Origin of the sequence: Streptomyces sp. NPDC059567 (assembly GCF_042735655.1) — a bacterium.
In the GTDB taxonomy this organism is placed as follows: domain Bacteria; phylum Actinomycetota; class Actinomycetes; order Streptomycetales; family Streptomycetaceae; genus Streptomyces.
In genome coordinates this window covers 48089-71336 of record NZ_JBHWBS010000017.1, presented here as the reverse complement: position 1 = coordinate 71336, position 23248 = coordinate 48089, and the positions used below count along the sequence as shown (strand labels likewise).

Genomic DNA, 23248 nt, shown 5'->3' with positions numbered 1-23248 from the left:
CTCACGCGTGCTGGTAGGCGACCAGCGAGATGCCGACGTAGTGGACGATGAAGGCCGCCAGGGTCAGCGAGTGGAAGACCTCGTGGAAGCCGAACCAGCGCGGGGAGGGGTTCGGCCGCTTCATGCCGTAGATCACGCCGCCGGCGCTGTAGAGCAGTCCGCCGACGATGACGAGGACGAGGACGGCGATGCCGCCCGCCCGCATGAAGTCGGGCAGGAAGAAGACGGCGGCCCAGCCCATCGCGATGTAGCAGGGCGTGTACAGCCAGCGGGGCGCGCCGACCCAGAAGACCCGGAAGGCGATGCCGGCCGCGGCGGCGACCCAGACCGCCCACATGAGCGGCCGCCCGGTGGAGTCGGGGAGGAGCAGCAGCGTGAGGGGGGTATAGGTACCCGCGATGATCAGGAAGATATTGGCGTGGTCGAGACGCCGCAGGACGGCCTCGCCGCGCGGCCCCCAGTTTCCGCGGTGGTACAGCGCGCTGATGCCGAAGAGCAGGCAGGCCGTGAGGACGTAGATCCCGCAGGCGATCCGGGCCCGGGGGGAGTCGGAGAGCGCGACGAGGGCGAGACCCGCGACGATCACCGCCGGGAACATCCCCGCATGCAGCCAGCCTCTGAGCCTGGGCTTCAGCAGATGCGGGTGGGACGAGGTGCGCTCTGTCCGGGTCACGTCCGGCACGGCTGAAGTCATGAGCCGAATGCTACCTACGCCCCCGTAGGTCCCGGATAGGAGTGGCGATGCTCACGTGTGCGGCCCTCTGGACATATGGGCGTATGCGTCGGATGATCAAATGAGTGCGGTCGGCACCGGATGAGCAGCTACGACGCATCCGGGTCGCAGCCCCCACGGGGCAGACATCTAAAAACCCCTCATCAAGGAGCAATCGTGGCGCGCGAGAACGCGGCTCCCACCACCCTTCCGACCAAGCACCAGGAGCTGATCTCCTGGGTGAACGAGATCGCGGCGATCACGCAGCCGGACGCCGTGGTCTGGTGCGACGGATCCGAGGCCGAGTACGAGCGCCTCTGCGAGGAGCTCGTCGCCAAGGGCACGTTCAAGAAGCTTGACCCGATCAAGCGACCGAACTCGTACTACGCCGCCTCCGACCCGACCGACGTCGCGCGCGTCGAGGACCGGACCTTCATCTGCTCCGAGAAGGAGGAGGACGCGGGCCCGACCAACCACTGGAAGGCCCCGGCGGAGATGAAGGAGATCTTCGCGGGAGAGAAGGGCATCTTCCAGGGCTCGATGCGTGGCCGCACCATGTATGTCGTGCCCTTCTGCATGGGCCCGGTCGGCTCGCCGCTCTCCGCGATCGGCGTCGAGATCACCGACTCCGCGTACGTCGCCGTCTCCATGCGCACCATGACCCGCATGGGACAGGCCGTCCTCGACGAGCTCGGCACCGACGGCTTCTTCGTGAAGGCCGTCCACACGCTGGGCGCCCCCCTGGACGAGGGCCAGGAGGACGTGCCGTGGCCCTGCAACTCCACCAAGTACATCTCGCACTTCCCCGAGAGCCGCGAGATCTGGTCGTACGGCTCCGGCTACGGCGGCAACGCCCTGCTCGGCAAGAAGTGCTACGCCCTGCGCATCGCGTCCGTCATGGCGCGTGACGAGGGCTGGCTCGCCGAGCACATGCTGATCCTCAAGCTCACCCCGCCGCAGGGCGAGTCCAAGTACGTCGCCGCCGCGTTCCCGTCCGCCTGTGGCAAGACCAACCTGGCCATGCTGGAGCCCACGATCTCCGGCTGGACGGTCGAGACCATCGGCGACGACATCGCCTGGATGCGCTTCGGCGAGGACGGTCGCCTCTACGCGATCAACCCCGAGGCCGGCTTCTTCGGCGTCGCGCCCGGCACCGGCGAGCACACCAACGCCAACGCCATGAAGACCCTCTGGGGCAACTCCGTCTTCACCAACGTCGCCCTCACCGACGACAACGACGTGTGGTGGGAGGGGATGACCGAGACGGCCCCCGCGCACCTCACGGACTGGAAGGGCAACGACTGGACGCCGGAGTCCGAGACGCCGGCCGCCCACCCGAACGCCCGCTTCACCGTCCCGGCCGGGCAGTGCCCGACGATCGCCCCCGAGTGGGAGGACACCAAGGGCGTCCCGATCTCGGCGATCCTCTTCGGTGGCCGCCGCGCCTCCGCGGTGCCGCTGGTGACCGAGTCCTTCGACTGGAACCACGGCGTCTTCCTCGGCGCGAACGTCGCCTCCGAGAAGACCGCCGCCGCCGAGGGCAAGGTCGGCGAGCTGCGCCGCGACCCCTTCGCCATGCTGCCGTTCTGCGGCTACAACATGGGCGACTACATGGCCCACTGGGTCAAGGTCGGGGCGAACGCGGACGCCGCCAAGCTCCCGAAGATCTACTACGTCAACTGGTTCCGCAAGAACGACGCCGGCAAGTTCGTCTGGCCCGGCTTCGGCGAGAACAGCCGCGTCCTGAAGTGGATCGTGGAGCGCCTGGAGGGCAAGGCCGAGGGCGTCGAGACCCCGATCGGCATCCTGCCGACCGTCGACTCGCTCGACACCGAGGGCCTGGAGCTGCCCGCGGAGGACCTCGAGTTCCTGCTCAAGGTCGACCGCGACGTCTGGCGCGAGGAGGCCGCCCTGGTCCCCGAGCACCTGAACACCTTCGGCGACCACACCCCGAAGGAACTGTGGGACGAGTACCGCGCGCTGGTCGAGCGCCTGGGCTGATCCCGCACGTCATGACTCGTGACGGGTCGCCCCGAACACCGCCCTGACCAGTGGGGTCACGAACGGCTCGTCACGATGCACACCGGTCCCCCGAAGCCCCCTCACGGCCTCGGGGGCCGGTGCTTTTCGGTCAGAGATTGCGGCGGTCTTCGAGGTACTGGGTGTGCGTGCGCTGCCGTACCTCCTCCGCGTCCTGGAGGGCGGCCGCGATCTCGGCGGCCTCCGCGTGGAGGGCGCCCAGTTGGCGTTCGAGGTGGCGCTCGGGCGGCTCGGAACCCGGTGTGACCCGGGTCCACCAACGCGTTCGTACGAAGGTGTCCACGGCCTCCGGAATGTCCTGGCGCACCGCCCGGGCGAGCACGTGCAGATGCTCCGGATCGCTGACCCAGCCCGGCGCGAGCAGCGCCTCGACCAGGGCGTCCAGCTCGGTGAGACGACCGGCGGCGGCAGGCGGCAGCTCGACCTCCGCGAGGTAGCCGCGCAGGGTCGTGAAGTCCGCCCGCAGGGCGTCCAGTTGTTCCGCGGCGTCCGGGAACTCCGGCGCGGGCGGCCGCTCGGGCGGGGCGATCAGCGCGCCGGCGCCGTACAGGCCCGCGACGACCACCGGCCAGAGGGAGCCGGCCGCACCGGTGAAGGTGACGGCGAGCCCGGCCAGGCCGCAGGCGCAGCCGGTCAGGTTCTTGCGGGATTCGAGGAAGGCGACGGCCCTATTGGTAGCCACGGATCTCCTCGAAGGCTTCGTCCAGCGAGCCCTTGGTGGCGTCGAAGAGCCGGCCGCCGGTCAGGGACGCGATGTGGTCGAGTTCGGCGCGGTCGGAGTCCCCGAAGAGGATCGTGAAGACCGGGGTCCGCTGCTGGGCGGGTGGCTGGCGATTGTAGAAGGAGTCGAACGCGCCGGCCGGTTCACCGTCGGTGTTCTGGCCGTCCGTCATCAGCACGATCGAGGTGAAGGTGTCGCCGTCGGGGGCGGTGCCGAGGTGTTCGTACGCCTCCTGCAGGCTGGAGTAGATCGCGGTGCCGCCGGCGGCGGAGAGCCCGTTGGCCTGCGAGCGCATGGCGTCGATGGCAGTCTTCGGGGCGGCCGGGTCGACCGTGTACGTACGGACCTCGTCCTGCTTCACCACGGAGCCGAAGGGCATCAGGGTGACCGTCTCGCGGTCCCGGAAGTCCCCGGTCAGCTCGGCGAGCGCCGACCTGAGCCGGGTGAGCCGCTCGCCCTCCATGGAGCCGGAGGTGTCGAGGACGTAGACGGTGCGGGAGGGGCGGCGGAGCTTGTTCTCGTACGCGTCGAGGAGGCCGTCGGCGACGGACCGGCTGCCGGGGAACGGCAGTTCGCGGCGCTGGTCGGCGGTGAGCGGCTCCGCGAGCTCCACACCGGGGACCACCGGGCGGCGCAGGGTCCGGTTGGTGATCATCCGCTGGGCGGCCGGGGTGCGGAGATGGGCGGTGAGGCTCGCGGCCGCCTGCTTCGCTTCCGGGCTCGCGGAGGTGAGGAGCGTGAAGGGGTAGTCGGCGGTGACGACACCGTCCGCCGGGCGGACGACGACAAGCTTCTCGGGCGAATTGAGCAGCACGGACTCGTAGTTGATCAGCGCGTCGACGTCGATCCGGCGCGACCAGGCGGTGGCCAGCCAGCCCGAGGAGCCGGAGGTCAGCCTCTGGCCCCCGAAGAACTCCTTGAGCTTCGGCGTGGCCGCGGCGACGTCCTTCTCGGTAAGGGCGGACTGGGCGCCGGAGAGACCGGAGGCGATCGAGACCAGCGCGGAGAATCCCGAGTTGGAGCGGGCCGGGTCGGTCATGCCGTAGCCGAGCTTCTTCTCGGCGACGGCCTGGTGGATCTGCGACCAGGTGACCTTGGCGGGATCCCAGCCGAGGCGGGTCACGGCGCCCGGGCGGATACCGAGGGCGACCGGGGAGGTCATGATCGGGGTCTCGCCGGTGATCTTCTTCGCGGTGTCGGGACGCAGTCGCAGGTAGTCGTTGGACGAGAGCCAGACCGCGTCGTACGACCTGTCCGCCGCGCCGGACGCGATCTGCTCGACGGCGTCGAGCGTGCCGGAGTACGTGGGCTTGACGGTGACCCCGGTCGCTTTGCGCGCCTCTTCGAGGACGGGCTCCATGTCGGCGAGCTCGGAGGAGGCGAGGACGCGGAGCGTGCGGGGCGGGCCGGCCTGCGTACCGCCGCCGTCGTCGGCGGCCCCCCCCGCCGGGGGGGGGGGGGGGGCGGGGCCGATCGCCGACGGCCCGAGGGGGGGGGGGGCCGGCCTGTGTCCCGCGGCGGTCTTCGCGGCCTCCGGGGGCGGGGGGGGGGGTGGCGGCGGCCATGAGCGCGACGAGCGCGAGGGCCAGGGCGGCGGGGCGGCGGGCGCGCCGGGAGCCCGTGCGGGCGGTGGTGCCGTCGGCGGGGGTGGCGGCCGGTGTCGGTCTGCCGGGCCCCGGTGTGGAGGATGTCATTCCAGGCCGCCTTCCAGCGCGCTCTTGCGGCGGGTGCGGTCCAGGTAGGCGCCGGCGGTCTGGAGTTCGGAGGTCAGGGACTCGACCGTCGCCGCCATCGACTCCGTCGCCTGGACCTTGTACGTGTCGATCGCGTCGAGCGTCCGGTAGATCTGCTGGAACGCCGTCCGCAGCGTCTCCGCGCCGACCGCCGGGTCCGCCGCGATGCGCTGGATCTCGCCGCTCTGGGTCGCCAGCATCTCCGCGTTGCCGCGGATCAGGTCCTCGGTCGTCGAGCGCAGCACATTGACCTGCTCGACCACCTTGCGCTGGTTCTCCAGCGCGGAGGAGAGCATCACCGCGATCCGCAGCGCCGAGACCGTCGTCGTCGCCGCCCGGTCGACGCCCTTGATCAGCTCGTCGTTGTTGCGGCGGACGACGTCCATCGCCAGGTATCCCTGAGCGCAGACGGCGAGTTGGGTCAGCAGGTCCTGGTGCTTCTGGCGGACCGGGAAGAGGACGTCGGAGCGGAGCGCGTCCGCCGCCGACGGGTCCGCCTTCAGCGCGATGCGCTCCTCCACGGCCGCGTCCAGGGCCTCGGTGAGGATCGCGTACTCCTGGAGCTTGCCCATGGTCTCCCAGAGCCTGGCCCGCTCGGTCTGCAGCGCCGCGTTGTCGCGGCGCAGCTCGTCCTGGCCGCCGCGCAGCGACCCCACGATCCGGTTCAGCGTGCCTTGGGAGGAGGCGTACTTGGCGACGTGGTCGCGCAGCTTGTTGCCACCCGGCAGCTTGGACAGCAGCCGCCGGGCCCCCTTGCCGGGGGTGTCGCGCGGGTCGAGGTCCTCGACCGTGCGGCGCAGCTCCACGAGCGAGGAGCCGACCCGCGACTGGGCGTCGCCGCCGCCGTCGGCCAGCGAGCGGACCGTACGGTCGAGCATCCGGTTCGACTGCGCCGCGGCGCTGCGCATCTCGCCGGCCCCGAGCGCGGCGATCTCCCCGATGCGTCCCGCGAACTCGGGCGAGCGGGTGTCGAGCCCGGCGAGCGAGCCGACGTACTCGACCGCCCTGCGGGTCATCTCCGTGCGGACGGACTCGTCGAGCGGGACGAGGCCGGAGGCCTGTTCGGCACGGACCGGGGCGACCGGCTCCGGCGGGGTGAGGATCAACGGGGCTTCGGGCGTGGTCATGCGGGGTCCCCCTGGTTTCGGGCCCGCCGCGCCATCTCGTGCAGCACCTCGCTGGTGGGCACGGGCGCCTGGCGGACTCCGGTCATGGTCTGGTTGAGGCGGTCCTTGAGGGTGGCGGTCGCGGCCGTGAACTCGGCGGCGGCGCCTTGCGGGCGGAAGCCGTGGCCCACCGCGAGCTCGCGCAACTCCTTGTCGGAGGTGAGCAGTTCGCCGAGCGCCCGGCCGTCCTCGCTGAGCGGTACGACCGTGTGGTCGCTGATCACCGTGGTGTCGGGGTACAGCACCACCAGGTCTCCCAGGTCCTGCGCGGCGAGGAGCGGGGAGGCGACCTGGGACTCGTACACGAGCACCAGCTGGTTGCCGACACCGCTGATGAAGTCGCGGAACGGGGCGTCCGAGCCGGACTGCTGGGCGCCCTGCACCTGGATCAGCTTGCGCAGCAGCGGCGCCGTGCGGTCCACCGCGGCCTTGTCGCCCGCGACCTTGCCGCCGTCGGCGACATAGCTCGCCGCGGCGAGGTAGAGCGCGCCGGAGTTGGAGGCGACCGGGTCGGTGGACGTGATGAAGACCGTGCCGCTCAGCTCCGGGTGTCCGGCCGCGCCCTTGAGCTGCTGCCAGGTCCGGTCGGCCTTCGCGGCCTCCAGGTAGGGGCCCATGCGCAGGGTGCCGGTGCGGCCTCCGGCGGCCAGGGTGACCAGGCCGTTGTCGGCGAGGACCTTGGCGGCGGAGCTGTGGGCGACGACGACGAGCGGTGAGTAGAAGGGGCGCAGCACGGCGCCCTTCACCTTCGTCCTGGCCCGCAGCTCGTCGGCCGGCGCCTTGGACGAAGGGAACGCGAAGTCGTAGCCGTCGAGCGGCAGTTGCTCCATGTCCCAGGACCCGGAGGTCTCCGCCTTCACGGTGAAGCCCTTGTCGGCCAGGGCCTTCACCACCTTGGGATCGGCGAAGAACTCCGCCTTCTCCGATCCGATGACTCCTCGCACGGTCTTCGTTGCCGTGCTCTTGTCCTTGTCGCCGCCTGCCACGAGGGCGACGGCCACGCCGCCGAGGAGCAGGACGGCCAGGACGATTCCCAGAATGCGTCTCACAGGTGCAGGTTGCTCGCGGAAGCCCACATTCCAGGGGGAGTTGGGTGGACGGCGGGTGAAGGCCCGATCCCGGTACCGAACCGGAGCGCCGTGTACCGCGATCGCGTCCGCGCAGGGGGTGGCGGTGCGCCGCCCGGCGGGCATGGCTCCGTGGCCGCGGTACTGGGTGGCACCCGGGTCGCGCGCCTCCCCGGCACGCGGCCCGGGGCCGTCAGGGGGCGCTGACCAGCTCGGGGGAGGTCAGCGCCGCGGTGTGCGCGTCCATGCGCTCGGCGGCGAGGATCGCGACGGCCGTGTCGGCCCGGGAGGCGGCGACGACCAGGGCTCGGCCCGCGAGGGCGTGGGCGCGTCGGTGCAGCGACCGGGTGTTCGAGCCGCTCAGCCCCGCGTGACGGGCCGGCGGCGCGCCGCGCAGCCGCGCCACCTGCCGGGCGATGAGCTCACCGGCCGCCGTGTCGCCCAGCTCGTCCGTGACGGCGAGCAGTGCGGCGAGATGTCCGGCGAGCTGGATGTCCAGCTCTTCTTCGCGGGAGCGGTGCGGGTACGCGTTCTGGTCGTCGTCGGCCATCCGGTGGACCGACTTCGTGCGGATCGGTTCGTACATGGGACGGCCTCCTGCAGTAGCTCTGCGGCCATCCTAGCTTAGATTCGATCTAAAGTTGAGTGCGGTCCGGTGTGGGTGGGCTACGGCTGGCTGTAGCCGTCCAGGAAGCGGCCGATCTTGGTCACGGCGTCCGCCAGGTCCGTGGCCGTGGGGAGCGTGACGATGCGGAAGTGGTCCGGCTCGTGCCAGTTGAAGCCGGTGCCGTGCACCACCATGATCTTCTCGGTCCGCAGCAGATCGAGGACCATCTGCCGGTCGTCCTTGATCTTGTAGACGTTCGGGTCGAGCCGCGGGAAGAGGTACAGGGCGCCCTTCGGCTTCACACAGGTCACGCCCGGGATCTGCGTGAGCAGCTCGTACGCCGTGTCGCGCTGCTCCAGCAGCCGGCCGCCGGGCAGGACCAGGTCCTCGATCGACTGCCGGCCCTGCAGGGCGGCGGCCACCGCGTGCTGCGCGGGCATGTTGGCGCACAGCCGCATGTTGGCGAGGATCGTCAGCCCCTCGATGTACGAGGTGGCGTGGGCCTTGGGGCCGCAGACCGCCAGCCAGCCGGAGCGGAAGCCGGCGACCCGGTAGTTCTTGCTCATCCCGTTGAACGTGAGGACGAGCAGGTCGGGGGCGATGGCAGCGGTGGGGGTGTGCGTGGTGCCGTCGTAGAGGATCTTGTCGTAGATCTCGTCGGAACAGATGACCAGGTTGTGGCGGCGGGCGATCTCGGTGAGGGAACGGAGCATCTCGTCGTCGTAGACGGCGCCCGTGGGGTTGTTCGGGTTGATGATCACGATCGCCTTGGTGCGGTCGGTGATCTTCCGCTCGATGTCGGCGAGGTCCGGCATCCAGTCCGCCTGCTCGTCGCAGCGGTAGTGCACGGCCGTACCGCCCGCGAGGGAGACCGAGGCGGTCCACAGCGGATAGTCCGGGGCGGGGACGAGGACCTCGTCGCCGTCGTCGAGCAGCGCCTGCATCGACATCTGGATCAGCTCGGAGACGCCGTTGCCGAGGTAGATGTCCTCGACGGAGAGCGGAATGCCCTTGGTCTCGTAGTGGCTCATCACCGCGCGGCGGGCGGAGAGCAGGCCCTTCGCGTCGCCGTAGCCGTGGGCGTCGGCGAGGTTGCGCAGGACGTCCTCGAGGATCGCCGGCGGGCACTCGAAGCCGAAGGCGGCCGGGTTGCCGGTGTTGAGCTTGAGGATGCGATGACCCGCAGCCTCCAGCCGCATCGCCTCTTCGAGCACCGGGCCCCGGATTTCGTAACAGACGTTGGCGAGCTTCGTGGACTGGATCACCTGCATGTCGAGAGCTTACGGCGGGCCGGAGCGGGGCGCCTCGTGTTTTGGGACACGTCGGGCGGGGCGGGGCGCTTCAGGCGGGCGGGGCGCGAGGGTCCGGGAACGTGACCCGTGCGCTCGGGCGCGCGGCCGCTCCGTAGAATTCGCGGCCATGAGCCACCAGGACGACCGTGCCGCAGGCGCCCCCGGGCGCCGCCGCCGTCATGCCACGGCGCGGCGGGCCCCCTGGGCGGGCCGGCTGCTGGCCGGGGGCGGTGTCGTCGCCCTCGGAGTGCTGGTCGCGGTCGTCTCCGGCGCGTTCCGCTCCGGGCAGACCGGCGGGACCCCGACGGGGGACGACGGGCGTCCGGGGTTGCCCGCGCTGATCCAGGCCGACCCGTCGGGGGACGGCGCGGAGGCCGGTGCCACCGGCACACCGGCACCGTCCGCGTCGAAGCCGTCCGGGTCCGCCTCCTCGTCCGCGTCGGCCGAGGCCCGTCCGAGTGCCTCCGGTACGGCGACCGCGTCGGCCACCGCGACGGACGGTACTTCCGGCGGTTCGCCCGCTGGTTCCACGAGTGGCAAGCCCGGGAAGTCGGGCTCCGCCCCCGGGCAACAGAAGCGGACGCAGTGAGGCAGGCGGTCGTGTCGCGGTGGAGCGGCCTGTGGAGTGCCTCCGGATGCCGGTGGCTCGGTGCTTTCGGGGCGCTCGCCGTCGCGGTGGGCGGCTACACGGCCGGGACGCTGCCGGCGCGTGAGCCGTGGGGGTGGTGGGCGGCCCGGGGGTCCGCGGCGACCCTGGCCGGCGCGCTCCTCGGGTACCTGGGGCTGACGCTCCTCGTCGCGGTGTGGTTGCGGTACGGGGTGCTGCTGGCGCGTGGGGTGCGGGACGCGCGGGAGGGGGTGCTCGGCACGCTGGCGTGGTGGACCGCGCCGCTGGTGCTCGCGCCGCCGCTCTACAGCGCCGACGTCTACAGCTACATCGCGCAGGGCGCCATGGTCCTGGAGGGGCACGACGTGTACGGGGGCGGGCCGTCGGTCCTCGGCCCCGGCGACCTCGGGGCGGACGCGGCGGCGAGCGTCGGCGGGCACTGGACCGACACCCCCGCTCCGTACGGACCGGTCTTCCTCGTCCTCGCGCAGGCCGTGGTGAAGGTGACGGGTGGGGAGATCGTCCCCGCCGTCCTCGGGATGCGGCTGATCGCTCTCGGCGCGCTCGCGCTGATCGTCTGGGCCGTGCGGGGGCTGGGGGGTGGCAGCGGAGCGCTGTGGCTGGCCGCGCTCAATCCGCTGCTGCTCATCCACGTCGTCGGCGGGATGCACAACGACGGGCTCATGGTCGGGCTCATGCTCAGCGGCGTCGTGCTCGCGAAGCGGGGGCGATGGGTGCTCGGCTGCGTGCTCGTCGGGCTCGCGATGATGATCAAGTCGCCCGCTGCGGTCGCGCTGCTCTTCATCGGCGTGATGGTCGCGCGGCGGGACGGTGGCGCACGGGGTGCGGTGGGCCTGGTGAAGGGGCTCGTGCTGCCGGGGCTGGTGGCGGGGGCGGTCGCCGCGGGGGCCACGGTGGTGGCCGGAACCGGGTTCGGATGGGTGCGTACGCAGGGCGTCGCCGGCGCCATCCACACCGCACTGTCGGTGACCAGCGACGTGGGGCTGGGGCTCGGGCTGCTGCTCGCGGACGACCCCGATCCGGTGAAGGGCGTGGTGCAGAAGCTCGGGCTTCTCGCGGCCGTGGTGATCATCCTGGCGCTCGCGTGGCGGGCGTGGAAGGGGCGAATCGATCCGGTGCTGGGGCTGGGGCTTTCGCTGGTGGCGCTGGTGGCGCTGTCGCCGATGGTGCAGCCGTGGTACCTGCTGTGGGGGACGGCCGTCGTCGCGGCGGTGGCGTGGGACGCACGGGCGGGGCAGCTGCTCGCCGTCTTCTCGGCGGCGCTCGTGTACGAGACGGCGCCGTCGGGACACACACCGTGGTACGGGTTCGTGGCGGCCGGCGTGGTGCTCGCCCTGGGACTCGTGTGGGCGCGGCGGGAGTCGTGGGCACGGCCCGCCGGAGGGATCGCGCCGTCGGTCCCGGCACCCCGGACGGCCCACGCCGACCGGGCCGCCAGGCCGTCGTAGACGGCGAGCGGGAGGCCGACGACCCGGCAATGACCCGCTCGGACGGCGAAGGGACGGGCGTACGACGGGTGGCCGCTCGATAGCGTTCCCGGCAGGGCACCTCGGAGCGGCCGACGTGCGGGAGGGAGGCCGTACCGTGCTGCTCCAGGCGATCGGGGCCCTGCTGCCCGCCGCACTCGCCGTCGGGCTCAGCGGAATCGGCCGGTGAGCGGCCGATTCCGGTGAGCCCGTCACGTCACCGTCGCCTCCTGACGGCGCGGCCGGCAAGCACGTCCGTGCGCCTGCCGTCCTCGATCACGAACTTTCCGTCGATCAGGACGTGCGGGATGCCCACCGGGAAGGTGCGGGGAGCCGCGTACGTCGAGCCCGCCGCCACCGTCCTCGGGTCGAAGAGGACCATGTCCGCCACGTAGCCCTCGCGGATCAGGCCACGGTCCGGGAGGCGGAGGCGGGCCGCCGGGCGGGAGGTCAGGTGGGCCACGCACTCCTCCAGGGAGAGCACGCCCTCCTCGCGTACGTACTTCCCCAGGTACTCCGGGAACGTCCCGTACGCCCGCGGGTGCGGCTTGAGGCCCTGGAGGATGCCGTCCGAGCCGCCGGTGTGGACCCGGTGGCGCATGATCGTGCGGACGTTCTCCTCGTGGCCGACGTGCTGGAGGATCGTCGATCCCAGCCTGTCGTCGATCAGCAGGCGCCGGGCCGTGACCCACGGGGCCTCGCCGCGCATCTCGGCGGACCGGGCGATCGTCCTGCCCACGCAGGACACGAGACCCGGGTCGCTCACGCCCGAGATCTCGATCGTGTCCCACTCGATCGGCACGCCGTGGCAGCCGTCCGAGCCGATCTCTTCCAGGTGGTGGCGGATCCGTTCCGAGGTCTCCGGGTCCTGGAGCCGCGCAAGGATCGCCTCCGGGCCGCCCTCGCTCGCCCAGCTGGGCAGCATCGCCACGAGGGTCGTGCAGCCGGGCGTGTACGGGTAGGTGTCGAGGGTGATGTCGGAGCCGCCGGCGAGGGCCTGGTCGAGGAGGGACAGGAGGTCCGGCGCCTTGCCCTTGTTCACGCCGAAGTTCATCGTCGCGTGCGCGAGATGCAGCGCGCAGCCCGCGTCCCGCGTGAGGGCCACCATCTCCTCGTACGCCTGGAGCGCACCGGCGCCGTACGAGCGGTGGTGCGGGCAGTAGTAGCCGCCGTACCCCGCCACGACCTTGCAGAGTTCCGTGAGTTCGGAATCGGGCGCGTACATGCCCGGGGTGTACGTCAGCCCCGAGGACATGCCCACCGCGCCCTGCTCCATGCCCTCCGCGACGAGCTGTCGCATCCGGTCCAGCTCGGCCTCGGTCGCCGGGCGGTCGTCCCAGCCGACCGCGTACATCCGCACCGTGCCCTGGGGGACCAGATACGCCGCGTTCACCGCGATACCGCGGTCGAGGCGGTCCAGGTACTCGCCGACCGTGCGCCAGTCGAAGTCGATGTCGGAGCCGTCGCCGTTCCAGCCGGTGATCGCCCGGCGGACCTCCGCGAGCGTGCGGTCGTCGACCGGCGCGTACGACAGCCCGTCCTGGCCCAGGACTTCGAGGGTCACACCCTGTGCGGCCTTCGCGGTGTGCTCCGGGTCGCGGAGCAGCGCGAGGTCGCTGTGGGCATGCATGTCGATGAAGCCGGGGGACAGGGCGAGGCCCTCGGCGTCCAGGACGCGGCGGGCGGTGGGGCGCTGACAGCCCGCCGCCGCGGCCTCCTTGACGATGGCGGCGATCCGGCCGCCGTCGACGGCGACGTCGGCGCGGTACGAGTCCCCGCCGGAGCCGTCGATGACGTCCACGTCGCGGATGACGAGGTCCATGGTGACCGGCTCCTCTAGAAGAAGGTACGGATGTAGTCGACGACCGTGCCGTCCGCCTCGACCAGCGGGATGAGCTGCCACTTGTCGAAGGACGTGCACGGGTGGGACAGGCCCATGCCCAGCCAGTCGCCGACCTCCAGCTCGGCGCCCCGCTCCGTACGTACCCAGCCGTGCTGGTCGGACAGACCCGTGACCGCGATGCCCTCGGCGGTGCGGACCGTGCCCGTACGGGCGTCGCGGACCACCTGCGCCTCGGGCAGGTCCAGGTCGTACGCGGCGTCGCGCTTGCCCGCGTTGGTGAACGCCTGCTCGGGCGTCGGACGGGAGACGACCTGTGCCCAGAGCCGGAAGGCGGAATGCAGCGCGCCCTCCTCCGGGACCCGGTTGAAGGGGGTGAGGTGCCGGTAGTGGCCGTCGTCGTGCGAGACGTACGCGCCGGAGCGCAGCAGCTTCAGCACGGGGAGGGAGAGTTCGGGGATCCCGGCGAAGACGTCGGCGACCGCGTCGAACCAGGCGCTGCCGCCCGCGCTGACGACGATCTCCTCGATCTCGGGGGAGAACCGGCCCGCCTTGTCGAGGTCGGCGGCGAGGGAGACGAGGCGGTTCAGCCAGTCGTGCACCCGCTCGGGCGTGGCCTGCGGGACCTCGCCCTCGTAGCCGGCGACGCCGACCAGACGCAGGGTCGTGGTCGCGGCGACGGCGTCGGCCACGGCGGTGCAGTCGGCCTCGGTACGGGCTCCGGTACGGGCTCCCTCGCCGGCGCCGAGCTCGACGACGACGTCCACGGGGCGGCGGGCGCCGGCCTCGGTGAGCGCCGCGTCCATCAGTTCGACCCCGCGCACGGAGTCGACGTAACAGACGAAGCGGAAGTCGGGGTCCGCGTCGAGTTCGGAGGCCAGCCAGCGCAGGGCGGGGGCGTCGACGAGTTCGTTGGCGAGGAAGATCCGGGCGATGCCGTGGGCACGGTAGACGCGGGCCTGGTGCGGGACGGCGGCGGTGATGCCCCAGGCGCCGTGCTCCAGCTGGCGGTCGAAGAGCTGTGGGGCCATCGAGGTCTTGCCGTGCGGGGCGAAGGCGAGGCCGTGGCGCTCGGCGTAGGTCTCCAGGAGGCGGAGGTTGTGCTCGACGGACTCGGCGGACAGGGCGAGGACGGGGGTGGTGAAGCCGCCCGTGAAGAGGTTGCGGCGCTGCGCGGCCAGCTCGCCGACGGTCAGGCCCTCGGCGTCCGGGGGCAGGGCCTTGAAGCGGTGGTCGACACGCTCGTTGGCCAGCTGTGGGGTGGGCCGGTCGGCGGGCATGGGTCCTCCTCGTCGAGGTCGTTGCATGGTGTGCAACAGTCATTGCGCATATCGCTTGATGCTGTCTAACATCCGGGCCAACGCCGGGTCAACGGACCCGCATGATCGACGAGGAGTCCGCACGTGACCGGAGCCCCGCCCGTGGACGCGCCGCCCGTGGACGTCGTCTGCCTCGGCGAGTCCATGGTCACCTTTCTGCCCTCCCGGCCGGGCCGCCTCGCCGACGCTCCCTCCTTCGCCCGCACCATCGGCGGCGCCGAGTCCAACGTGGCATGCGCGCTGGCCGCGGCGGGGCACCGGGCGAAGTGGGTCGGCCGGGTCGGCGCGGACGGCTTCGGCGACCACCTGGTGGAGGCGATCGGGGCGTACGGGGTCGACGTGTCGGCGGTCGGGCGGGACGCCGAGCGGCCGACGGGCATCTACTTCCGCACCGCCACGGACCGGGCGACCGCCGGGCACGAGGTCGCGTACTACCGGGCCGGGTCGGCGGCGTCGGCGATGTCGCCGACGACCGTGCCGTACGACTCCGTCGCCGACGGGCGGGTCCTGCACCTGTCCGGGATCACCGCGGCGCTGTCGGACGACTGCCTGGCGCTGATGCGTTCGCTGACCGCGCCGCGGGCGGGCCGGCCGCTGGTCTCGTTCGACGTGAACTTCCGGGCGGGACTGTGGTCGGACGCGCCGGTCGGCGGGCGGGTGCTCCTCGAACTGGCGCGGGGCGGGGATGTGGTGTTCGTGGGCGAGGACGAGGCGGAGGAGGCGTGGGGGGTGCGCGGGGCGGCCGCTGTGCGCGCCGCGCTGCCGGAGCCGGGGCTTCTCGTGGTGAAGCGGGGTGCGGCGGGCGCGGTCGTGTTCGAGCGCCGTGCCGGGGCAGAGTCCTCCCCCGGACCGGACCTCGTCACCACCGTCCCCGCCCCCACCGTCGACGTCGTCGCCCCCGTCGGTGCCGGTGACGCCTTCGCCGCAGGGTTCCTCTCCGCCACCCTCCGCGGGCTCGACGCCACCGCCCGGATCAGGCACGGGCACCTCATGGCCGCCGCCGCGCTCACCGTCCCCGGCGATCTGGGCGCCCCTGCCCGTACCGCACACGCCGACCGGCTCGTCGCCCTCGACGACGAGGGCTGGGGGAGACTTCACCTCGGCCCCGGCTGGACGGGGGAGGACCAGGAGGTACGTACGCCATGAGCCAGACCGTCGACCGAGCGCTGAGCATCCTGCCGCTGCTCGCCCAGGGACCCGCCGACCTCGGGCAGGTCGCCGACCGGCTCGGGGTGCACAAGTCCACCGCGCTCCGGCTGCTGCGCACCCTGCACGAGCACGGGCTCGTCTACCGCCAGCAGGACCAGCGCTACCGCCTCGGTGCCCGCCTCTTCGCGCTCGCCCAGGAAGCCGTCGAGAACCTCGACATCCGCGAGATCGCGCACCCCCACCTCACCGCGCTCAACGAGCAGATCGGGCACACCGTCCACCTCGCGGTCCACGAGGAGGGCGAGGTCCTCTACATCGACAAGGTCGAGAGCCGCTACCCGGTCCGGATGTACTCCCGCATCGGAAAGCCCGTCGCGATCACCGTCGCCGCCGTCGCCAAGCTGCTGCTCGCCGACCTCTCCGAGCCCGAGCGGCGGGCCATCGCCGCCAAGCTCGACTACCCCATGTACACGCCCCGTTCGATCCCCAACGCGGCCGCTTTCCTCAAGGAGCTGGCCACCGTACGCGAACAGGGCTGGGCCACCGACCTCGGTGGCCACGAGGAGTCCATCAACTGCATCGGTGCCCCCATCCGCGGCGCCGACGGCCGCGTCGTCGCCGCCATGTCGGTCTCGGCGCCCAATGTGGTCGTGACCGCCGAGGAACTCCTCACCCTGCTCCCGCTGGTGCGCCGCACCGCCGACGCCATCAGCCGGGACTACTCAGGCAACCCCCCTACCAAGGACCGGACATGACCGAGAAGATCGCCCTCACCCCCGCGACCCACACCGCCCCGCCCGCGAAGTTCTCGCACGGCGTCAAGAAGGGCAACATCCTCCAGGTCGCCGGCCAGGTCGGCTTCCTCCCCGCCGTCGAGGGCCAGGCGCCCACCCCGGCCGGCCCGACGCTGCGCGAGCAGACCCTCCAGACCTTCGCCAACGTCAAGGCGATCCTGGAGGAGGGCGGCGCGAGCTGGGACGACGTGATGATGATGCGCGTCTACCTCACCGACGTCGACCACTTCGCCGAGATGAACGAGATCTACAACGCGTACTTCGAGGAGCAGGGCCTGAAGGCGCCCGCCTCGGCCCGTACGACGGTCTACGTCGGCCTCCCCAAGGGTCTCCTGATCGAGATCGACGCCCTCGCGGTCCTCGGCTGACCCGGACTGATCCTTCTGAAACCGCCGCTCCACGGCACGGCGTCCGCCCCGGGACGCCGTGCCGCGCTCCCCCCTACCCAAAAACGAGGTCCCCCTTGCTGCTCGCCGCCGCACCCCCCGCCGCCGAGACCCCACCTCACACCGGAGGACTGCTCCTCCTCATACCGGGCACCGCCGGACTGCTCACCGTCGCCGCCCTCGGTATCGCCCTCCTCCTCGTCCTGATCATCAAGGTCAGGCTGCAGCCCTTCGTCGCGCTGCTCGCCGTCTCGATCAGCGTCGGCCTCGCCGCGGGTCTCTCCGTCACCGAACTCTTCGGCACGGTCCAGAAGTCCGCCGCCACCTCCGTCATCGAGACCGGCATGGGCGGCATCCTGGGCCATGTCGCGATCATCATCGGCCTCGGCACCATGCTCGGCGCGATCCTCGAAGTCTCCGGCGGCGCCGAGGTGTTGTCCTCCCGGCTCCTCGGCCTCTTCGGCGAGAAGCGGGCGCCGCTCGCGATGGGCCTGACCGGACTGATCTTCGGCATCCCGGTCTTCTTCGACGTCGGCATCTTCGTCCTCGCGCCGATCGTCTACGCGGCCGCCAAGCGCTCCGGCAAGTCGATCCTGCTCTACTGCATGCCGCTCCTCGCGGGTCTCTCCATGACCCATGCCTTCCTGCCGCCGCACCCCGGCCCCGTCGCCGCCGCCGGACTGCTGCACGTCTCGCTCGGCTGGGTCATCCTCATGGGCATCGTCGTCGGCATCCCCGCCGTCCTCGCCGCCTGGGCCTACGCCTCCTGGATCGGCAAGCGCATCTTCGTCGAGGTCCCGCAGGACATGGTCGAGGCCGCGGAGGACGCCAAGGCGCAGGTCGCCGCCGAGCGCAAGGGCGGTGCCTCCGAGGCGCCCGTCTCCCTCGCCACCGTGCTCCTCATCATCGGTACGCCGCTGGTCCTCATCCTCGCCGCGACGTTCTCCTCCATCGCCCTGGACGAGTCGACCACCCGCTCGGTGATCGAGTTCTTCGGCAACCCGTTCGTCGCCCTGACGATCGCGCTGTTCCTCGCGTACTACCTGCTCGGCATCCGGCGCGGCTGGTCCCGCAAGTCCCTGGAGCAGGTGTCCACGTCCTCGCTGAAGCCGGTCGGCAACATCCTGCTCGTGGTCGGCGCCGGCGGTGTCTTCGGCGCGATCCTCAAGGCGAGCGGAGTCGCCCAGGCGCTCTCCGACACCTTCAACGACGTCGGCCTGCCGGTGATCGTCCTCGCCTACCTGATCTCGCTCGTCCTGCGGGTCGCCCAGGGCTCGGCGACCGTCGCCATCGTCACCACGGCCGGCATCGTCCTGCCCCTGGTCGAGGGCGGCGACCACTCGCAGGCGTTCCTCGCCCTGGTCATCATGGCGATCTCGGCCGGCTCGATCTTCGCCTCGCACGTCAACGACGGCGGCTTCTGGATCGTCTCCAAGTACTTCGGCATCTCGGAGCGCGACACCCTGAAGTCCTGGACCGTCCTGGAATCGGTGCTCTCGCTCGCCGGATTCGCGGTCGCCGCGGCGCTGAGCCTGGTGGTCTGACGGGTCTCGGCGCGGCGAGGGGCGCCCCGGAGAACCCGGGGCGCCCCTGTCCGTGCGTCAGGCGGTGCAGTACTGCGAGGCCTTGCCGATCGAGCGGTACATGCAGTCCGCGTTCTCCAGGAGCTGGAGGACGGCGTCCTTGTTGCGGCTCGTCTCGCGCTCGATCACCTCGTCGGGCGGATAGAAGCCGCCGTTCCAGGACGAGGCCGGATACATCTCGAAGGTGTATCCGAAGATCCGCTGCGAGCCCCAGAGGTAGTCGTCGATCGACCCGTCCGTGATGTAGAGGTCGCTCGACTGCTCGGCCGTGTAGCCGTTGCTCGCGCCCATCTTCTGGCCGACGGCCGCGAACGCGTCACGGTCGTCCTGGGTCATGCCCGGCGCGGTGTTCGCGGTGGTCCAGCCGAAGGGCCAGAGCACCAGCTCGCTGTACGTGTGGAAGTCGATCGCAGCCCTGATCTGCTGCTTGCCGCCCACCACACGGGAGCGGACGAAGTCCGCGACGACCTTCACCTCGGGCGCCGACTCGGGGGCCGTGCCCCGGTACGTCTCGGAGCTCTTGCTGCCCGAGGAGCCGCCGCAGCAGCCCCACTTGTAGTCCCAGTTGCGGTTCATGTCCGTGCCGACGTAGCTGGAGCCGGAGTTCGGCTGCCGGTTCTTGCGCCAGCTGCGGTAGGAGCCGGAGGCGATGTCGTACTCGCCGCCGTCGGGGTTGAGGTCCGGCACGATCCAGATCTCGCGGCTGTTGACCACGTTGGTGATCCGGGAGTCCGTGCCGTAGCCCGCCCCCAGCTCGCGCAGCAGGTAGAGCGCCATCTCGACGGTCAGGTGCTCGCGGGCGTGCTGGTGGTGGGTGAAGAGGACCTCGGGCTCGGCCTCGTCCGTGCCGACGTTGTCGCTGATCTTGATGGCGACGATGTCCCGGCCCTGGTACGTCTTGCCGATGACCCGCTTGTTCATGATGTTCGGGTACTGGGCGAGACGCTGGTCGATCTCCGCGTTCATTTCGGCGAAGTTGTGGTACCTGGAGTCGGCGGACGGGAAGTCGAAGGGTTCGACCGCCATGCCCTTGACCGAGCGGTCGGGCGGGGCCGGCAGCGCCTCGGGGCGGTGGCCGAGTGCGCGGAGCTTGCGCAGCTGGGCGGAGTTGGCGCTGACGACGACGCTGTGGTCGTCCGCCTCGTCGATCGAGACGCCGGTCGCGGCGAGCTCGGTGCGTTCGGCGACGGTGGACGGGCCGTGGATCTCGTACTGGCGGATCACTTCCTCGGTGGCGGCGGTCGGTTCCGCGTCGGCTCCGGCCTGATAGGCGCCTGCGGAGAGGGGCGCCGCGAGGGCGAGCGCCAGAAGGGCCGCGAGAGTGGCGGACCTTCTTCCGCGGGTTCGAAGTCGCATGCTGTCTCCTGGGTGGGGAGTGTGGGGGTGTGCGACAGAGTGGTGCGGGTGTCCGGGCATATCGTGAGGCTCTGACATGCACTGGTCAAGCAGGTACTTCGGCCATACTGTCGGCGTGGGGACGCTGATCGGTACGTACGAGGTCGAACACAAACTAGGCGAAGGCGGTATGGGCACCGTGTATCTGGCGCGCTCGCGCGGCGGACGGGCGGTCGCCGTGAAGGTCGCGCGGCCGGAACTCGCCGCCGATCCCGTCTTCCGCGAGCGCTTCCGGGCCGAGGTCGCCGCCGCCCGCATGGACGGCAGCTCCTACCACTGCGAGGTCAACGGCCGCGCCGCCCTCGTGACGCAGTGGGTCGCGCAGCTCGCCTCGTACTCGACCGCTATCTCGCGGGGTGAACACGCGAACAGCGCCGCCGGGGGAGCGGCGGCGCTGTTCGTGGAGCGATCTCGTACTACGGGAGGTTGTGGACGTGCGGTCCGACCGCGTTGGACCAGGCGTTGCCGGCCGTCGCGTCCCAGTTGGTCGACCAGGTCATCGCGCCGCGCAGGTTGGGCCAGGTCTGCGAGGGCTTGAAGGAGCCGCAGTTGGTGCCGCGGGCCAGGCAGTCCAGCGCGTTCTTCACGATCGACGGGTCGACGTAGCCGCTGCCCGCGCCACGGGTCGAGGCCGGCACGCCGAGCCCGACCTGGGAGGCGTCGAGGCCGCCCTGGAGCTGGATGCAGGCGAGCGCGGTGAGGAAGTCCACCGAGCCCTGGCTGTACACCTTGCCGTCGCAGCCGAGCATCGAACCGCTGTTGTAGTACTGCATGTTGACCACGGTCAGGATGTCCTTCACGGCGAGCGCGGTCTTGAAGTACTCGGTGCCCGTGTTCTGCATGTCGATGGTCTGCGGGGCCATCGTCAGGACCATCGACGAACCGGCCTTGGCGGAGAGCTGGCGCAGCGCCTTGGTCAGGTACGTGGAGTTGATGCCGTGCTCCAGGTCGATGTCGACCCCGTTGAAGCCGTACTCCTGCATCAGGGCGTACGCGCTGTCCGCGAAGGCGGTCGCGGAGGCGTCGCTGTTGATGGTGACGTTCCCCTTCTCGCCGCCGACGGAGATGATGACCGACTTGCCGGCCGCCTTCTTCGCGGCGACGTCCGCCTTGAAGTCGGCGACGGAGGCGTAGCCGACGGCCGGGTCCAGGTTGAAGACGATCTGGCCGGGCGTGGTGGTCGAGTCGGCGAAGGAGACGGCGATGATGTCGTACTGCGCCTGGACGTCCCGCAGCTTCTGGACCGTCGCGCCGTTGTTGAAGTTCTGCCAGTAGCCGGTCAGGGCGTGCTTGGGCACGGACGGACCGGGGCCCGGGTTGGTGGTGCCGGTCCGGGCCGAGACGGCGGTGGACTTGGCCGACTCACCCGCCGCGTTGGTCGCGGAGACCTGGAACTGGTACGTCGTGTCGGCGGCGAGGCCCGTCACGGTGGCCGAGGTGCCGGAGACGGTCTGGGTCGGCGCGCCGTCCCTGTACACCTTGTAGCCGGTGGCGCCCGAGACCGCGTTCCAGCTCAGCGCGACCGAGGACGAGGTGACCGTGCCCGCGGCGAGGCCCGCCGGGGTCGACGGGACGACCGGGTCGGGGTCGGTGCCGCCGCCCCCGTCGGGGCCGAAGACGGAGACGTCGTCGACGTGGTAGGCGGCCTGTCCGTACCAGCCGTGGGTGTAGACGGTCACCGAGGTGGTGTTCGCGCCGGTGGTGAAGCTGGTGCTCAGCTGCTTCCAGGAGGAGCTGTCGGGGGTCCAGGTGGAGACGTCCGTGGTCCCGGTGCCGCTCGCGCCGAGGTAGGTGTACCCGCCCTGCACCCAGGCGCTCAGGGTGTACGTCGAGTTGGGCTTGACGGTGACGACCTGGCTGCACCGGGCGTTGTCCTGGCCGGCCGGGGTCGCCTTGAGGGCGCCGGCTCCCGTCCGTACGGGCGAGGAGACCGCGGAGCCGCTGCCCGCCGTACAGGTCCAGTTGGCGGTACCGGACTCGAAGCCCGCGTTCTTGGCCACGTTGACGTCCGCGGCCTGGGCGGTGCCGGCGCCGCCGACGAGGACGAGCCCGGAACCGACGGCCAGCGCCAGGGCGCCGCCGATCCATCTGCGGGAGCGTGTGGTGGTGCGGTCCACTTGCTGCCTCCGGAGGGGGAGTTGGGGGTGTGGAGGGTCGGAACGGTGGCCACCGCTGAGGGAACAAGCTGGTCCAGACCAATCGAGTTGTCAAGACCTCTGGAAGGGACGGCGGTTGGGGAGCGGGGCCCGCGGGTGGGTCCTGGGGCCCACCGCCGGCCGTGTCCAGGCCCAGGTCCGGGCCCAGCGCAAGGGCCGTGCGGGCCCAGAAAACTACTGGCGCTTGGCGGATTGTGTGTTCACCAGCCCACGGTCCGTGGATAAGGTGCAGAAGCACCGCGCTGTGCAGTAACGCAGTGAACGCAGTGAGTCATGGGGACATGGGGACGGGGAGCCCGACGTGCCGACAGCGATCGCGGTCACCAGTGCCGATCTGGTGCTGCCACCGACCGACCAGCAGACACCCACCGCCGCCGTCCTTCCGGCACCGGGGACCCAGCCCCTCGCCTCCGCCGTAGCCGACCTCCAACTGCTCCTCGACCGGTACGGCCATGTGATCGTGGTCTGCCCCACCTCCGTACCGACCGCCACCGAGCAGCGGCTGCACGCCGTACGGTCCCTCCTGGAGAGCGACCGGATCGCCCTGGTCAAGACCGATCTGCCGCCGCTCGGCACCGCCGTCCTCGCCCGACAGCTACGGCAGCTGTCCGCCTGCGACTTCAGCCCCGGTGTCGTCGCCTCCGCCGCCCGGCTGCTCGCCCACTACATCTACGCGGGGGCCGTCCTCGGCTCCGTCGCCAAGCTCGACCGCGTACCGGTCAGCCTCAAGTCCCACCTCAAGGGGTGGATGCCTGGCGCTCAGTTCGCCGTCCTCGCCGGGCCCGTACCGCAACTCGTCCGCATCACGCCGGGCGCCGAGCCGCCCGCCGGACCCGAGTTCGCCACCCAGCTCCTCCTGGCCCGCGGACAACTCCAGACCGACTGGCCCACCGGCACCCTCGCACCCCGCTGGCAGGTCCAGGGCGTCCAGGAAGCGCCGCTGCCCGCCGAATCGCCGCGCTGGTGGGGCACCGGCCGGCTGGTCGAGTTCGCGGCCCACCTCCCCGACATCGCGGTCCTTCACCACCTGGTCTCCTCCGTACGCCGCGAGACCTGCCACTGGTGCCGGATGGAACTCATCGGCGACCGCTGCGGATTCTGCTCCGCCCCCCTGCCCGCCACCGTGCCGCCCGACGCCTCGGCCGAACCCCGGGCGCTCACTTCCCCTGTCCGCTGAGTCACACGGAACCGATC

19 protein-coding genes and 1 pseudogene are annotated in these 23248 nt (G+C 71.3%); 9 read left to right on the top strand and 11 right to left on the bottom strand.

The annotated features are described in order from the left end of the window. Position 1 precedes the first annotated feature (1 nt). A complete protein-coding gene (locus tag ACFVZW_RS11415; RefSeq protein WP_384519711.1) occupies positions 2 to 694 on the bottom strand; it encodes a hemolysin III family protein in 693 nt (230 codons plus the stop codon). A 195-nt stretch (positions 695 to 889) separates the two neighbouring features. Here ACFVZW_RS11415 and ACFVZW_RS11410 point away from each other — a divergent pair, with 195 nt between their 5' ends. After that, positions 890 to 2713, top strand: a complete 1824-nt coding sequence (locus tag ACFVZW_RS11410; RefSeq protein ID WP_384519706.1) for a phosphoenolpyruvate carboxykinase (GTP) — start codon at positions 890 to 892, stop codon at positions 2711 to 2713. A 130-nt stretch (positions 2714 to 2843) separates the two neighbouring features. On the opposite strand, the gene ACFVZW_RS11405 is transcribed toward ACFVZW_RS11410, so the two are convergent. The 6 genes from ACFVZW_RS11405 to ACFVZW_RS11380 all read right to left on the bottom strand — a co-directional run bounded on the left by ACFVZW_RS11405 (position 2844) and on the right by ACFVZW_RS11380 (position 9317). Further along, complete coding sequence (locus ACFVZW_RS11405) at positions 2844 to 3434, bottom strand: hypothetical protein (RefSeq protein ID WP_384519704.1); 591 nt, start codon at positions 3432 to 3434, stop codon at positions 2844 to 2846. Continuing rightward, positions 3421 to 4947: a substrate-binding domain-containing protein gene (locus tag ACFVZW_RS11400; protein WP_384519835.1), complete on the bottom strand. Its 1527-nt coding sequence runs from the start codon at positions 4945 to 4947 to the stop codon at positions 3421 to 3423. Before ACFVZW_RS11400 ends, ACFVZW_RS11405 begins: the two co-directional genes overlap by 14 nt. A 216-nt stretch (positions 4948 to 5163) precedes the next feature. Continuing rightward, entirely contained in the window at positions 5164 to 6333 is a 1170-nt protein-coding gene (locus tag ACFVZW_RS11395; protein WP_384519703.1) for a toxic anion resistance protein, read from the bottom strand. Further along, positions 6330 to 7448 (bottom strand): hypothetical protein, encoded by a 1119-nt coding sequence (locus tag ACFVZW_RS11390; RefSeq protein WP_384519701.1) that lies wholly within the window; start codon positions 7446 to 7448, stop codon positions 6330 to 6332. Before ACFVZW_RS11390 ends, ACFVZW_RS11395 begins: the two co-directional genes overlap by 4 nt. A 184-nt stretch (positions 7449 to 7632) precedes the next feature. After that, entirely contained in the window at positions 7633 to 8025 is a 393-nt protein-coding gene (locus ACFVZW_RS11385) for a hypothetical protein (RefSeq protein WP_384519699.1), read from the bottom strand. Between the two features lie 80 nt (positions 8026 to 8105). Continuing rightward, positions 8106 to 9317, bottom strand: coding sequence for a pyridoxal phosphate-dependent aminotransferase (locus ACFVZW_RS11380; RefSeq protein WP_384519697.1), 1212 nt, complete (start codon positions 9315 to 9317; stop codon positions 8106 to 8108). Between the two features lie 148 nt (positions 9318 to 9465). On the opposite strand from ACFVZW_RS11380, the gene ACFVZW_RS11375 reads away from it, so the two are divergent. Together ACFVZW_RS11375 and mptB are read left to right on the top strand one after the other, a co-directional pair. Further along, on the top strand, positions 9466 to 9927 hold the full coding sequence (locus ACFVZW_RS11375) for a hypothetical protein (protein ID WP_384519695.1): 462 nt from the start codon (positions 9466 to 9468) through the stop codon (positions 9925 to 9927). Positions 9928 to 9956: 29 nt separating this feature from the next. Next, positions 9957 to 11414, top strand: coding sequence for a polyprenol phosphomannose-dependent alpha 1,6 mannosyltransferase MptB (gene mptB / locus ACFVZW_RS11370; protein WP_384519833.1), 1458 nt, complete (start codon positions 9957 to 9959; stop codon positions 11412 to 11414). Between the two features lie 235 nt (positions 11415 to 11649). On the opposite strand, the gene ACFVZW_RS11365 is transcribed toward mptB, so the two are convergent. Next, positions 11650 to 13254 carry an amidohydrolase family protein gene (locus tag ACFVZW_RS11365; RefSeq protein WP_384519693.1) on the bottom strand — a complete coding sequence of 535 codons (1605 nt, stop codon included), beginning with the start codon at positions 13252 to 13254 and terminating at the stop codon, positions 11650 to 11652. Positions 13255 to 13268: 14 nt separating this feature from the next. Further along, complete coding sequence (locus tag ACFVZW_RS11360) at positions 13269 to 14552, bottom strand: alanine racemase (RefSeq protein ID WP_384519691.1); 1284 nt, start codon at positions 14550 to 14552, stop codon at positions 13269 to 13271. Between the two features lie 123 nt (positions 14553 to 14675). On the opposite strand from ACFVZW_RS11360, the gene ACFVZW_RS11355 reads away from it, so the two are divergent. The 4 genes from ACFVZW_RS11355 (at position 14676) to ACFVZW_RS11340 (ending at position 18464) form a co-directional block, all read left to right on the top strand. Then, complete coding sequence (locus ACFVZW_RS11355) at positions 14676 to 15737, top strand: sugar kinase (RefSeq protein WP_384519689.1); 1062 nt, start codon at positions 14676 to 14678, stop codon at positions 15735 to 15737. Next, on the top strand, positions 15734 to 16495 hold the full coding sequence (locus tag ACFVZW_RS11350; protein WP_384519687.1) for an IclR family transcriptional regulator: 762 nt from the start codon (positions 15734 to 15736) through the stop codon (positions 16493 to 16495). Before ACFVZW_RS11355 ends, ACFVZW_RS11350 begins: the two co-directional genes overlap by 4 nt. Then, positions 16492 to 16902: a RidA family protein gene (locus tag ACFVZW_RS11345; RefSeq protein WP_361854879.1), complete on the top strand. Its 411-nt coding sequence runs from the start codon at positions 16492 to 16494 to the stop codon at positions 16900 to 16902. Before ACFVZW_RS11350 ends, ACFVZW_RS11345 begins: the two co-directional genes overlap by 4 nt. A 95-nt stretch (positions 16903 to 16997) precedes the next feature. Next, the gene (locus ACFVZW_RS11340) at positions 16998 to 18464 is read left to right on the top strand and encodes a GntP family permease (RefSeq protein WP_384519685.1); all 1467 of its coding nucleotides are present in this window, start codon (positions 16998 to 17000) and stop codon (positions 18462 to 18464) included. Between the two features lie 57 nt (positions 18465 to 18521). Here the strand turns inward: ACFVZW_RS11340 and ACFVZW_RS11335 are convergent, their stop codons facing one another. After that, the gene (locus ACFVZW_RS11335) at positions 18522 to 19859 is read right to left on the bottom strand and encodes a M14 family metallopeptidase (protein WP_384519683.1); all 1338 of its coding nucleotides are present in this window, start codon (positions 19857 to 19859) and stop codon (positions 18522 to 18524) included. A gap of 169 nt (positions 19860 to 20028) precedes the next feature. Here ACFVZW_RS11335 and ACFVZW_RS11330 point away from each other — a divergent pair. Next, positions 20029 to 20184, top strand: a pseudogene (locus ACFVZW_RS11330) (serine/threonine protein kinase); the annotation flags it as partial. Positions 20185 to 20314: 130 nt separating this feature from the next. On the opposite strand, the gene ACFVZW_RS11325 reads toward ACFVZW_RS11330, so the two are convergent. After that, entirely contained in the window at positions 20315 to 22015 is a 1701-nt protein-coding gene (locus ACFVZW_RS11325) for a chitinase (protein ID WP_384519681.1), read from the bottom strand. 340 nt (positions 22016 to 22355) lie between these two features. On the opposite strand from ACFVZW_RS11325, the gene ACFVZW_RS11320 reads away from it, so the two are divergent. Then, entirely contained in the window at positions 22356 to 23231 is an 876-nt protein-coding gene (locus ACFVZW_RS11320) for a hypothetical protein (protein WP_384519679.1), read from the top strand. Positions 23232 to 23248: the final 17 nt, after the last annotated feature.

Excerpts from the sequence above, each read along its gene's own strand:
- ACFVZW_RS11415 (WP_384519711.1), bottom strand. The coding sequence starts at position 694 with ATGACTTCAGCCGTGCCGGACGTGACCCGGACAGAGCGCACCTCGTCC.
- ACFVZW_RS11395 (WP_384519703.1), bottom strand. The coding sequence starts at position 6,333 with ATGACCACGCCCGAAGCCCCGTTGATCCTCACCCCGCCGGAGCCGGTC.
- ACFVZW_RS11385 (WP_384519699.1), bottom strand. The coding sequence starts at position 8,025 with ATGTACGAACCGATCCGCACGAAGTCGGTCCACCGGATGGCCGACGAC.
- ACFVZW_RS11380 (WP_384519697.1), bottom strand. The coding sequence starts at position 9,317 with ATGCAGGTGATCCAGTCCACGAAGCTCGCCAACGTCTGTTACGAAATC.
- ACFVZW_RS11375 (WP_384519695.1), top strand. The coding sequence starts at position 9,466 with ATGAGCCACCAGGACGACCGTGCCGCAGGCGCCCCCGGGCGCCGCCGC.
- ACFVZW_RS11365 (WP_384519693.1), bottom strand. The coding sequence starts at position 13,254 with ATGGACCTCGTCATCCGCGACGTGGACGTCATCGACGGCTCCGGCGGG.
- ACFVZW_RS11360 (WP_384519691.1), bottom strand. The coding sequence starts at position 14,552 with ATGCCCGCCGACCGGCCCACCCCACAGCTGGCCAACGAGCGTGTCGAC.
- ACFVZW_RS11350 (WP_384519687.1), top strand. The coding sequence starts at position 15,734 with ATGAGCCAGACCGTCGACCGAGCGCTGAGCATCCTGCCGCTGCTCGCC.
- ACFVZW_RS11345 (WP_361854879.1), top strand. The coding sequence starts at position 16,492 with ATGACCGAGAAGATCGCCCTCACCCCCGCGACCCACACCGCCCCGCCC.
- ACFVZW_RS11335 (WP_384519683.1), bottom strand. The coding sequence starts at position 19,859 with ATGCGACTTCGAACCCGCGGAAGAAGGTCCGCCACTCTCGCGGCCCTT.